The 11,889-nt window shown below is 78.7% G+C and carries 9 protein-coding genes; all 9 read left to right on the forward strand.

Annotation, left to right across the window (positions count from 1 at the left end):
* Positions 1–138: 138 nt before the first annotated feature.
* Genes HKK73_RS10720 through HKK73_RS10760 form a run of 9 tightly spaced genes read left to right on the forward strand, consistent with a single transcriptional unit; the run spans position 139 to position 11,842 of the window.
* Positions 139–1,815: a carbamoyltransferase C-terminal domain-containing protein gene (locus HKK73_RS10720; protein WP_043660497.1), complete on the forward strand. Its 1,677-nt coding sequence runs from the start codon at positions 139–141 to the stop codon at positions 1,813–1,815.
* Positions 1,812–3,479: an HAD-IIIA family hydrolase gene (locus HKK73_RS19360; protein WP_305792566.1), complete on the forward strand. Its 1,668-nt coding sequence runs from the start codon at positions 1,812–1,814 to the stop codon at positions 3,477–3,479. The genes HKK73_RS10720 and HKK73_RS19360 overlap by 4 nt, the downstream gene beginning before the upstream one ends.
* Positions 3,476–4,552, forward strand: coding sequence for a glycosyltransferase family 9 protein (locus HKK73_RS10730; protein WP_171467970.1), 1,077 nt, complete (start codon positions 3,476–3,478; stop codon positions 4,550–4,552). The genes HKK73_RS19360 and HKK73_RS10730 overlap by 4 nt, the downstream gene beginning before the upstream one ends.
* On the forward strand, positions 4,549–5,568 hold the full coding sequence (locus tag HKK73_RS10735; RefSeq protein ID WP_085387825.1) for a glycosyltransferase: 1,020 nt from the start codon (positions 4,549–4,551) through the stop codon (positions 5,566–5,568). The genes HKK73_RS10730 and HKK73_RS10735 overlap by 4 nt, the downstream gene beginning before the upstream one ends.
* Positions 5,565–6,839 (forward strand): glycosyltransferase, encoded by a 1,275-nt coding sequence (locus HKK73_RS10740; RefSeq protein WP_171467971.1) that lies wholly within the window; start codon positions 5,565–5,567, stop codon positions 6,837–6,839. The genes HKK73_RS10735 and HKK73_RS10740 overlap by 4 nt, the downstream gene beginning before the upstream one ends.
* Positions 6,836–9,049 (forward strand): PfkB family carbohydrate kinase, encoded by a 2,214-nt coding sequence (locus tag HKK73_RS10745; RefSeq protein WP_253705619.1) that lies wholly within the window; start codon positions 6,836–6,838, stop codon positions 9,047–9,049. Before HKK73_RS10740 ends, HKK73_RS10745 begins: the two co-directional genes overlap by 4 nt.
* Positions 9,046–9,774: an SDR family oxidoreductase gene (locus tag HKK73_RS10750; protein ID WP_034652895.1), complete on the forward strand. Its 729-nt coding sequence runs from the start codon at positions 9,046–9,048 to the stop codon at positions 9,772–9,774. The genes HKK73_RS10745 and HKK73_RS10750 overlap by 4 nt, the downstream gene beginning before the upstream one ends.
* Complete coding sequence (locus tag HKK73_RS10755; protein WP_371810545.1) at positions 9,765–10,991, forward strand: glycosyltransferase family 9 protein; 1,227 nt, start codon at positions 9,765–9,767, stop codon at positions 10,989–10,991. The genes HKK73_RS10750 and HKK73_RS10755 overlap by 10 nt, the downstream gene beginning before the upstream one ends.
* Positions 10,988–11,842 carry an SDR family oxidoreductase gene (locus tag HKK73_RS10760; RefSeq protein ID WP_114553581.1) on the forward strand — a complete coding sequence of 285 codons (855 nt, stop codon included), beginning with the start codon at positions 10,988–10,990 and terminating at the stop codon, positions 11,840–11,842. Before HKK73_RS10755 ends, HKK73_RS10760 begins: the two co-directional genes overlap by 4 nt.
* Positions 11,843–11,889 lie beyond the last annotated feature (47 nt).

Raw genomic sequence — 11,889 nt, forward strand, 5'->3', positions numbered from 1 at the left:
TCGGCGTGCGAGAACCGCTTCTCCGGGTCAGGGTGAAGTCGGGTTGCAGCAGAGCCGACCCGCACGCGTCAGGTGGAGTGCCCCCGGTTTCTCGAGGCGCACCACGAGCCTGACCCGAACGAGGAAGGCTCGCAGCCCATGCGCGTCCTCGGAGTCAACGCCCTGTTCCACGACCCGTCCGCCGCCCTCGTCGTCGACGGCCGGGTGGTCGCCGCCGCGGAGGAGGAGCGCTTCTCGCGGCGCAAGCACGGCAAGCGACCGCTGCCGTTCGCGGCGTGGGAGCTCCCCGAGAAGGCGATGGCCTGGTGCCTCGAGGAGGGCGGGCTGCGCCCCCAGGACCTGGACGCCGTCGCGTACTCGTTCGACCCGGCGCTGGCTAAGCCCGCCGAGGAGATGGGCCTACCGGACCCGTGGGACTGGCTGCGCGTGCAGTACGCCGAGCGCGCGCCGCAGTTCCTCGCCACCGCCCTGCCGGGCCTGTCCCCCTCGACGGTGCGGTTCGTGCCGCACGAGGTGGCGCATGCGGCGTCGGCCGCGCTGGCGTCGCCGTTCCCGGTCGCGAGCGTCCTGTCGCTCGACGGCCGCGGGGAGCGCTCGTCGCACCTCGCGGGCCGGTACGACCACGGCCGCCTCGAGGTGCTCGCGAGCCAGGAGCTGCCGCACTCGCTGGGGCTGGTCTACGAGTCGCTCACCGAGCACCTGGGCTTCCTGCGGTCGAGCGACGAGTACAAGGTCATGGCGCTCGCGTCGTACGGCGAGCCGCGCTTCCTCGACGACCTGCGCGAGGTGCTCTACGCGACGGGCGACGGCGGCTTCGTCGCCGAGGTGCCCGACTGGGAGCGCTGGGCGCCGCGCCGCACGGACGACGGCACGTGGGGCACCGCGCACGGCGGCCGGGCCGAGCACGCCGACCTCGCGGCGTCGGTGCAGGCGCGGCTCGAGGAGGTGCTCGTCGACCTCGCCACGTGGCTCCACGGGCAGACGGGCGACCGCGTGCTGACCATGGCGGGCGGCACGGCGCTGAACTGCGTCGCGAACTCGCGGGTCTGGCGCGAGTCGCCGTTCGAGGAGGTGTGGGTCCAGCCCGCGGCGGGCGACTCCGGCACGGCGCTGGGCGCCGCCCTCCAGCTCGCCGCGGAGGCGGGCGACACCGTCGAGCCGATGGGCTCGGCGGCGCTCGGCCGGGCCTGGGGCGACGAGGCGCTCGCCCGGTGGCTGCGCACCGCGCAGGTGCCGTTCACGACGCCCGACGACCTGCCCGCCGAGGTCGGGCGCATCCTCGCCGACAACGGCGTCGTGGCGTGGTTCGACGGCCGCGCCGAGCTCGGACCGCGCGCGCTGGGGCACCGCTCCCTGCTCGCGCACCCGGGACCGGTGGAGAACCTGGAGCGCCTCAACGACGTCAAGGGCCGCGAGCAGTTCCGGCCCGTCGCGCCCATGGTCCTGCTCGAGGACGCCGCGGAGATCTTCTCCGGCGGCCCCGTTCCGAGCCCGTACATGCTCTTCGTGCACGAGGTGGCGCCCGCGTGGCGCGACCGGATCGCCGCCGTCGTGCACGTGGACGGCACCGCGCGCATCCAGACCGTCGACGACTCGACCCCGCGCCTGCAGGCCACGATCCGGGCGTTCAAGGAGCTGACCGGGCTCCCGGTCGTCGTCAACACGAGCCTCAACACCGCGGGGCGTCCGATGGTCGACGACCCGCGCGACGCGCTCGAGCTCTTCGGGTCCGCCCCCGTGGACGCGCTCGTGCTCGGCCCGCACCTCGTGCGCAGGCCCGACGTGTTCGCCGCTCCGTCCGGGGCGACGGCGTGAGCGCGCCCGCGGGCCGTCCCGCACCCCCGGTGCCGTACGCCGTCGTCGTGCCCTCCATCGGCCGCCCGTCGCTCGACCGGCTCCTGGAGACCCTCGTCGCCCAGGCCGACGGCCCGGACTCCCCCGGGCCGGCCGAGGTCGTCGTCGCGGACGACCGCCGGCTGCCGCCACTCGGCACGACCGACCCGGTGCCCGACCCGCTCGACCTCGGGGACGCCGGCCGTGCGCTCGGCGCGCGCGTCGTGCGCACCGGGGGTCGGGGCCCGGCCGCCGCGCGCAACGCCGGGTGGCGCTCGACGACCGCGCCGTGGGTCGTGCTCCTCGACGACGACGTCGAGCTCCCCGCCGGGTGGGCGCGCCTCCTCGCGCACGACCTCGCGGCGGCGACGCCCCGCACCGGCGGCGTGCAGGGCCGCCTGCACGTGCCGCTGCCCGCGCACCGCCGTCCGACGGACTGGGAGCGCGGGACCGCCGGGCTCGAGCGCGCGGCCTGGGCGACCGCCGACATGGCCTACCGGCGCGCCGCGCTCGAGCAGGTCGGCGGGTTCGACGAGCGCTTCCCCCGCGCCTACCGCGAGGACGCCGACCTCGCGCTGCGCGTGCGCGAGGCGGGCTGGGAGCTCGTGCGCGGCACGCGCACGACGACGCACCCCGTGCGCCCCGCGGACGACGCGGTGAGCCTGCGCGTGCAGGCCGGGACCCGCGACGACGCGACGTTCCGCGCCCTGCACGGGCCGGGGTGGCGCGAGCGGGCCGAGACGGGCCGCGGCCGTCTGGCGTGGCACGTCGCGACCGTCGCGGCCGCCGCGGTCGGCGTCGGCGGGCTGGTCGCGCGGCGCCCGCGCGTCGCGGCGCTCGGCGTGATCGGGTGGGCGGCCCTCACCGCGCAGTTCCTCGGGCGCCGCCTCGCGCCGGGGCCGCGGCCGGGCGACGACGCGTTCGGGCCCGAGCTGCGGCGCATGGCGTGGACGAGCGCCGCCATCCCGTTCGCCGCGGTACGGCACCGCGTCGCGGGCACGCTCGCCGCCCGGCGCGGGCTCGAGCCGTGGCCGCCGCCGCTCGCGGCCGTGCTCCTCGACCGCGACGGCACGCTCGTGCACGACGTCCCGTACAACGGCGACCCGGCGGCGGTGCGTCCCGTCGAGGGCGCCCGCGCCGTGCTCGACGACCTGCGCGCCCGCGGGGTCCGGCTCGGCGTGGTGTCCAACCAGTCCGGCGTCGGGCGCGGGCTCCTCACGCGCGCGCAGGTCGACGCCGTGAACGCGCGCGTCGAGGAGCTGCTCGGCCTGTTCGACACGTGGCAGGTGTGCCCGCACGCGCCGGACGACGCGTGCGCGTGCCGCAAGCCCGGTCCCGGCCTCGTGCTCGCCGCGGCGGCCGACCTCGGCGTCGAGCCGTGGCGGTGCGCCGTCGTGGGCGACATCGGCGCCGACGTGGGCGCCGCGCTCGCCGCGGGCGCAACCCCGGTCCTCGTCCCGACGCCCGTGACGCGCGCCGAGGAGGTCGCCGCCGCCCCGCGCGTCGTGCCGGACCTCGCCGCGGCGGTCCGCGCGCTCGACGACCGCCTCCCCGGCCCGCCCCGGGAGCACGACGCCGCGCCCTCCCCCGGCGCGTCGGTTCCCGGCACGTCCGCGGCGGCACCGGGCGAGGAGCGTGCGGCATGAGCGCCGACGTGCTCGCCGTGCGCCTCGACAGCGACGGCGACGTCCTGCTCACGGGCCCCGCGGTGCGGGCGATGGCGCACGCGGCCGCGCGCGACGGCGGCCGCGTGGACGTCCTGGCGGCCCCGGCCGGGCGCGCGGCGGCAGAGCTGCTGCCGGACGTGCGCGACGTGCTCGTCTTCGACGCACCCTGGTCCGGCTACCGGCCCCCGCCCGTCGACCGCGCGAGCGTGCTCGACCTCGTCGCGACCCTCGCCGAGAGGCGCTACGCCGCCGCGGTCGTCTTCACCTCGTTCCACCAGAGCCCGCTGCCCGCGGCGATGCTGCTCAAGGTCGCGGGCGTCGGGCGCGTCGCCGCGGTGAGCGAGGACTACCCGGGCTCGCTCCTCGACGTGCGGCACGCCCGCGCGGACGGCCTGCACGAGGTCGAGGCCGCGCTCGACCTCGCCCGCGCCGCAGGGTTCGGCGCGCCGCCCGACGGCGACCGGCTGCGCGTGCGCGGGCCGCTGCCCGACGTGTCGTCGCTCGTGCCCGCGGGGCCCTACGTCGTCGTGCACCCCGGCGCGTCCGTCCCCGCCCGGGCCCCGGCGCCCGACCACGCGCGCGACCTCGTCGCGGCGCTGGTGCGCGCGGGCCACGAGGTGGTCGTCACGGGCGGCCCCGGCGAGACGGACCTCGCGGCGCACGCCGCCGCCGGGCGCGCGCGGGACCTGTCGGGGCGCACGGACCTCGCGGGCCTGGCCGCGGTGCTCGCGGGCGCCCGGTGCGTCGTCGTCGGCAACACGGGGCCCGCGCACCTGGCCGCCGCGGTGGGCACGCCCGTCGTGTCGCTCTTCGCCCCCGTGGTCCCCGCGGAGCGCTGGGCGCCGTGGGGCGTGCCGACCGTCCTGCTCGGCGACCAGGAGGCCGCGTGCCGCGGCACGCGCGCCCGGGTGTGCCCGGTGCCCGGCCACCCGTGCCTCGGCGTCGACCCGGACGACGTCGTCGCGGCCGTCGACCGGCTCGTCGTCCCGCACGTCGTGGGGACGCCCGCGCCCCGCGCGACACCGCTCCGGACCGTGGGGGTGACCCGATGAGGATCCTCGTGTGGCACGTGCACGGGTCGTGGGCGACGTCGTTCGTCGCCGGCGGCCACGAGTACCTGGTCCCGGTCGTCCCCGACCGCGGGCCCGACGGCCGCGGCCGCGCGCGCACCTGGGACTGGCCGCCCGGGGCGCGCGAGGTCGCGCCGGACGAGCTCGCCGACCTCGCGGCGGACCGCGCGATCGACGTCGTGGTGCTCCAGCGCCCCGAGGAGGTCGAGCTGCTGCGGCGCTGGACCGGGCTCGTGCCCGGCCGCGACGTGCCCGCCGTCTACGTCGAGCACAACGCCCCGACCGGCCACGCGGCCGCGACCCGGCACCCGCTCGCCGACCTCGACGTCGTCGAGGAGGGCCTCGTGCCGATCGTGCACGTCACGGCGTTCAACGCGCTCATGTGGGACACCGGCGACGCGCGCACGCTCGTCGCCGACCACGGCATCCCCGACCCCGGCCCGCTGTACACCGGGGAGCGGGCGAGCGTCGGCGCCGTCGTCAACGAGCCCGTGCGGCGCTGGCGCGTCGCCGGGACCGACGTGCTCGTCGCGCTGGGGCGGCACGTGCCGCTCGACGTCTACGGCATGGGCGTCGGCAAGCTCGCCGAGCACCTCGCGGCGCCCGGCGCCGCGTCGCACGACCTGCCGCACGACCTCCCGCACGGCCTGCACGACGACGTCCCCCAGGCCGCGATGCACGCGCGGCTCGCGACGTCGCGCGCCTACCTGCACCCCTACCGCTGGACGAGCCTCGGGCTCTCCCTGCTCGAGGCGATGGCGCTCGGGATGCCCGTCCTCGCGCTGCCGACCACCGAGGCGCCGGTCGCGGTGCCCGCGTCCGCGGGGCTCCTCAGCGCCCGTCCCGACGAGCTCGCCGCGACCGCGCGGCGCTGGCTCGCCGACCCCGACGACGCCCGCGAGCACGGCCGGGCGGCCCGCGCCCACGTGCTCGAGCACTACTCCCACGTCGCGTTCCTGCGGCGCTGGGACACGGTCCTGACGGAGGTGACCTCATGAAGATCGCGATGATCTCGGAGCACGCCAGCCCCCTCGCCGCCCTGGGCGGCGTCGACGCCGGCGGGCAGAACGTGCACGTCGCGTCGCTCGCCACGCGGCTCGGCGCGCAGGGCCACCGCGTGGAGGTGTTCACGCGCCGCGACGACGCGTCCCTCCCGGAGCGCGTCCCGCTCTCCCGCGGTGTCGAGGTCGTGCACGTGGACGCCGGTCCGCCCGTGCCCGTCCCCAAGGACGACCTCCTGCCCCACATGGACGCGTTCGGCGCCGACCTCCTGCGGCGGTGGATCGAGCCCGGGCCCCGGCCCGACGTCGTCCACGCCCACTTCTGGATGTCCGGGATCGCGGGCCTGCTGTCCGCGCCCCCGCTCGGGGTCCCGCTCGTGCAGACCTTCCACGCGCTCGGCTCCGTCAAGCGCCGCCACCAGGGCGCGCACGACACGAGCCCCGCCGAGCGGGTGGCCCGCGAGCGCCTGCTGTGCCGCGCGGTCGACCGGATCGTCGCGACGTGCGCCGACGAGGTCGCCGAGCTCGTCGCGCTCGGCGCCGACCCCGACCGCATCGACGTCGTGCCGTGCGGCGTGGACCTCGGCCGCTTCCTGCCCGACCCGGACCGCACCGAGCACCTGCACCGCGAGCCCGGCCGCCTGCGCCTGCTCTCGGTGGGCCGGCTCGTCGAGCGCAAGGGCGTCGACACCGTCATCGAGGCGCTCGCCGAGCTGCCGGGCGCGGAGCTCGTCGTCGCGGGCGGCCCCGCGCCGGGCGCGCTCGACGAGGACCCGGAGGTCCTGCGGCTGCGCGCGGTCGCGGTGGCCTCCGGCGTCGCGGACCGCGTGCGGTTCGTGGGCAGCGTGACGCAGGACGACGTGCGCGACCTCATGCACGCCGCCGACGCCGTCGTGTGCGACCCCTGGTACGAACCCTTCGGGATCGTCCCGCTGGAGGCCGCCGCGTGCGGGCGTCCCGTCGTGGGCGCGGCCGTGGGCGGGCTGCTCGACTCGGTCGTCGACGGGCGCACGGGCCTGCTCGTCCCGCCGCGCGACCCCGGGGCGCTCGCCGTCGCGCTGCGCCGGCTCGCCGACGACCCGGCGTTCGCGGAACGCCTCGGTTCGGCCGCGCGGCTGCGCGCCGAGCACCTGTACGGCTGGGTCACGGTCGCCGAGCGCACCGCCGAGTCGTACGAGCGCGTCACCACGGCCCGCCGGGCCGAGCGCGGCCGAGCCCGGCCGGTGGCGGCCGGGCGCACCGCGCTGCGGGCGGTGAGCGCACCGTGACCGCGCCCCGGACGCCCTACGGCGACACGCCCGGTGACGGGTCCGGCGACGGCCCGCACGGCGCCGCGCGCCGCTGGCTGCGCGCGCACGCCGACGACCTGCACGACGGCCTGGACCTGCTCACCGCCGAGGCGGGCCGGATCGACGCGTGGGGTGCGCGGCTCGCCGACACGGTGCTCGCGGGCGGGCGGCTGCTCGTCGCGGGCAACGGGGGCAGCGCCGCCGAGGCGCAGCACCTCACCGCCGAGCTCGTGGGCCGCTTCGACGGCGAGCGCACCCCGCTGTCCGCGATCAGCCTGCACGCGGAGACGTCGAGCCTCACGGCGATCGTCAACGACTACGGCATCGCCGAGATGTACGCGCGCCAGGTCGCGGCGCACGGTCGCCCCGGCGACGTGCTCGTGCTCCTGTCGACCTCCGGCGAGAGCGAGAACGTCGTCGCCGCGGCCCGCCGGGCCCGCGAGCTCGGCCTCACCACGTGGGCGCTCACGGGCCCACGGGACTGCGCGCTCGCGGCCGCGTGCGACGACGTGCTCGCCCTGCGCGGCGCGTCGACCTCGTCCGTCCAGGAGCTGCACCTCGTCGTCGTGCACGCGCTGTGCGCCGCGCTCGACGCGCACGTGCGCCACCGCGAGGCGCGCGCCGCGGCCGGCCTCCCGGGCGCCGGGTCGGCCGACGACCGACCGGCCCCGGCGCCCGCACCGGCCTCCGCGACGGCGACCGGACCGCAGGTCGTCGTCGTCGGGGACGTGCTCCTCGACCGCGACGTCGACGGCCAGGTGACCCGCTTCTCCCCCGACGGCCCCGTGCCCGTCGTCGACACGCTCGGCGTCCGGCGCAGCCCGGGCGGCGCGGGGCTCACCGCGCTCCTCGCGGCCGACGGCGCGAGCGTGCGCCTCGTCGCGCCGTTCGGGGACGACGACGCGGGCTCCGAGCTGCGGGCCCTGCTGCGCCCGCACCTCGACGTCGTCGCGCTGCCGCAGGTCGGCACGACGCGGCGCAAGACCCGCGTGCGCTCCGGCGGCCAGACGGTCGTGCGCGTCGACGACGGCGGCCCCGCCCGGCCCGGCGACCTGCCGGAGCGCGCGGCGCGGGCGGCGCTCGCGGGCGCCGACGTCGTGCTCGTGTCCGACTACGGCGCGGGGACGACCCACGCCGGGCCGGTCCGCGACGCGCTCGCGCACGCGGCCCGCACCGGGACGCTCGTGTGGGACCCGCACCCGCGCGGCGGCGCCCCGGTCCCCGGGACGGCGCTCGTCACGCCCAACCTCGCGGAGGCGCTCGACGCCGCGGAAGCGCTCGGCCTGGACGCGACGCCCGACGACCCCGGGGGCCTCGCGCGGTCGCTCGCGGCCGCGTGGGACGTGGGGGCGGTGTGCGTCACGGCGGGCGACCGCGGGGCGTTCGTCGCGCGCGCGGACGGCGAGCCCGCGTACGTGCCCGCGACCGTGGCGCACGGCGACCCGTGCGGCGCGGGCGACCGCTTCGCCTCGACGGTCGCGGTCGCGCTCGCCCGGGGCGAGGGCCTCGTCCCGGCGGTCGTCGCCGCCGTCGCCTCGGCCTCGGCCTGGGTCGCGGCGGGCGGCGCGGAGGGCTACCGGCGCCGGGCCGACTCCCCCGCCGACCGCACGCCGGGCGCGGCACGGGAGCACACGCCGGACCGCGCGTCCGGCGCGCCGACCCCCTCCGGCGCGACGCAGGACGTCCCGCCGTCGGACCCCGACGGGCCCGAGGCCGTGGCCGCCCGGCTGCGTGCCGCGGGCGGCACCGTCGTCGCCACGGGCGGCTGCTTCGACATCCTGCACGCCGGGCACGTCGCGACGCTCGAGGCGGCCGCGCGCCTGGGCGACCACCTCGTCGTCCTGCTCAACGGCGACGCGTCGGTGCGGCGGCTCAAGGGGCCGCAGCGCCCCGTCGTCGGGCAGGCCGACCGCGCCCGGGTCCTCGCCGCGCTCGACTGCGTGGCCGCCGTCGTCGTGTTCGACGAGGACGACCCGCGGGCCGCGCTCGACCGCCTGCGCCCCGACGTCTGGGCGAAGGGCGGCGACTACACGGAGGAGACGCTCCCCGAGGCGGAGACGGTCCGGCGCCACGGCGGCCGGGTCGTCGTCCTGCCCTACGTCGACGGCCGCTCCACGACCTCGATCCTCGAACGCTCCGGGCGGTTCGCGCCCGGGGTCCCCACCCTGACGGAGGAGACCACCGCATGACCACCACCACGTCCGCCCAGCGGACCGACGTCCCCGTGCCCCGCGAGCTCGGCACCGTCTACGTCACCGGGGGCGCGAGCGGCCTGGGGGCCGCGCTCGTCGAGGCGGTGACGGCGGCGGGCGGCAAGCCGGTCGTCCTGGACCGGGTCGCGCCCGCCGACGGCGTGCCGCACGCGGTCGTCGACCTGTCCGACTCCGCCGCCGCGGCCGCCGCGGTCGAGCGGCTCGCGCTCGAGGTCGGGCCGCCCGACGCCGTCGTCACGGCCGCCGGCACCGACGCGTGCGGGCGCCTCGACGAGATCGACGTCGAGACGTGGGAGCGCGTCGTGCGTGTCAACCTCTTCGGCACGGTCGCCGTCGTGCGCGCCGCGCTGCCGTTCCTCGAGGAGCGCCGCGGCACGGTCGTCACGGTGGCGTCGACGCTCGGCCTCAAGGGCGTCTCGGACGCGACCGCCTACTGCGCGTCGAAGTTCGCGGTGCGCGGGTTCTCCCAGGCGCTCGCCGCGGAGCTCGCGGGCCGCGTCGGCGTCACGTGCCTCGTGCCCGGCGGGATGCGCACCGCGTTCTTCGACGGCCGCACCGAGCAGTACAAGCCGGGGCCGGACGCCGACCTCAACGACCCGCGCGCGACCGCGGCCGCCGTCGTGACGGCGCTGCGCCAGCCGGTGGGCTGCGAGATCCGCGAGATGCTCGTCATGGCGTCCGGCGAGACGTCGTGGCCGTGACGGCGGGCGCGACGGAGCTGGCGCCCGACCTGCCGGGGCTCGCGGGGCAGGACGAGGGGACCATCCTCGTGCTGCGCGCGCTCGGGCTCGGGGACGCGCTGACGGCCGTGCCCGCGCTGCGGGGCGTGCGGCGCGCGTGGCCCGGCCGGCGCGTGCTCCTCGCCGCACCCGCCGAGGTCGGCGGCTGGCTGCGCGACCTCGGCCTGGTCGACGGCGTCGTACCGACCCGCGGCCTCGAGCCGCTCGTCTGGGCGCAGGAGGCGCGGACGCTCACCGGTGCGGACCCCGGGCACGTGGCGGTGAATCTGCACGGCAGCGGCCCCGAGAGCCACCGGGTGCTGCTCGACACCGGCCCGGAGCGGGTCGTCGCGTTCGCGTCGGGCGACGCGGGGGTCGACGGGCCGGACTGGGACCCGGACGAGCACGAGGTCGACCGCTGGTGCCGGCTCGTCACCGCGGCGGGCGGCGCGTGCTCGCGCGAGGACCTGCGGCTCGACCCGCCGGGGTCGCGCGGGCGCCACGTCGTCGTGCACCCCGGCGCGGCGTCCGGCGCGCGCCGCTGGCCCGCGGACCGCTTCGCCGCGGTCGCGCGCGACCTCGCGGCCGCCGGTCACGACGTCGTCGTCACGGGCGGCCCCGACGAGCGCGACCTGTGCGCGCGGGTCGTGGCCGACGCGGACGCCGCCCTCGGCGGCCCCGCGGGGGCGCCGGACGGGACCGGCAGCGTGACCGACACGGCCGGGACGCTCGACCTGCCCGCGCTCGCCGACGTCGTCGCGACGGCCCGGCTCGTCGTCTGCGGGGACACGGGCGTGGCCCACCTGGCGACCGCGTACGGCACCCCGTCGGTGGTGCTGTTCGGCCCGACACCGCCCGCCACGTGGGGTCCCGCCGTGGACCCGGAGCGGCACGCGGTGCTCTGGCACGGCGACACGGAGCAGGGGCCGGCGCACGCGCCCGACGACGCGGCGCGCGGCTACCGGGGTGACCCGCACGCCGCCGACCTCGACCCGGCGCTCGGCCGCATCGCCGTCGCCGAGGTCGTCGCGGCCGCGTGCGTGACGAGCAGGCCGTGGGGAGCGCCCTCGACCTCGACGTACTCGGCGTCCGGCACGAGCTGGCGGAAGCGGCGTCCGGCCGCGCGGTCGCTCCTCGTGGGGCCGCAGGACCCTGCCGAGATGCGTGCGGGCGACGAGGTCCGGAGGGTCGAGTCATGACCTCTCCCGATCTCGACCCCCGCACCGCCCGGTCCGCGGCCCCCGCGGGCGAGGGAGCGCACGAGCGCCCCGTCGCCCTCGTCACGGGCTCGGAGTCCGGCATCGGACGCGCCACCGCCGTCGCCCTGGCGGCCGACGGTTTCGACCTCGGCCTGTGCTGGTACGCAGACGAGGAGGAGGCGCAGGAGACCGCGCGCCAGGTCCGCGAGCGCGGCGCGACGGCCGTGACGCGCCGCGTCGACGTCTCCGACCTCGACGCGCTGGCTCCCGCCGTGGACGCGCTGGCGGCCGAGCTCGGGCGGGTCGACGCGCTCGTCAACGTCGCCGGGACGGGCACCGCGACGCCGTTCCTCGACCTCGACCTCGGGACGTGGCGCGAGGTGCTGACGACCGACCTCGACGGCCCGTTCGTGCTCACCCAGGCCGCCGCGCGGCACATGGTCGCGGGCGGGCGCGGGGGCCGCGTGGTGAACGTGACCAGCGTGCACGAGCACGCGCCGCGCGTCGGGGCCGCCCCGTACTGCGCGGCGAAGGGCGGGCTCGGGCTGCTGACCCAGGTCGCCGCGCTCGAGCTCGCGGAGCACGGCATCACCGTGAACGCCGTCGCCCCTGGCGAGATCGCGACGGCGATGACCGGCCAGGAGGACGAGGACCCGCACCCGACGGCTCGCCCGGGCGTCCCGCTCGGGCGGCCTGGCGACGCACGCGAGGTCGCCGCCGTCGTCGCGTTCCTGTGCGGCCCGGCCGCGACGTACGTCACCGGGGCGTCCTGGCCGGTCGACGGCGGCATGCTCCGCATGGGGCCGATGGCCGGCTCGCACCTCACCTCGGACGACTGGCGCCGCCCGTGACGCGCCAGCCCCTGACGACCGCACCCGCAGCGACCTCGCACCACCGC

Source organism: Cellulosimicrobium sp. 72-3 (assembly GCF_013127315.1).
Taxonomy (GTDB): Bacteria; Actinomycetota; Actinomycetes; order Actinomycetales; family Cellulomonadaceae; genus Cellulosimicrobium; species Cellulosimicrobium funkei.

Coding starts and splice junctions, on each gene's coding strand:
- HKK73_RS10735 (WP_085387825.1), top strand. CDS start 4,549: ATGAGGATCCTCGTGTGGCACGTGCACGGGTCGTGGGCGACGTCGTTC.
- HKK73_RS10750 (WP_034652895.1), top strand. CDS start 9,046: ATGACCACCACCACGTCCGCCCAGCGGACCGACGTCCCCGTGCCCCGC.
- HKK73_RS10720 (WP_043660497.1), top strand. CDS start 139: ATGCGCGTCCTCGGAGTCAACGCCCTGTTCCACGACCCGTCCGCCGCC.
- HKK73_RS10760 (WP_114553581.1), top strand. CDS start 10,988: ATGACCTCTCCCGATCTCGACCCCCGCACCGCCCGGTCCGCGGCCCCC.
- HKK73_RS10740 (WP_171467971.1), top strand. CDS start 5,565: ATGAAGATCGCGATGATCTCGGAGCACGCCAGCCCCCTCGCCGCCCTG.
- HKK73_RS10730 (WP_171467970.1), top strand. CDS start 3,476: ATGAGCGCCGACGTGCTCGCCGTGCGCCTCGACAGCGACGGCGACGTC.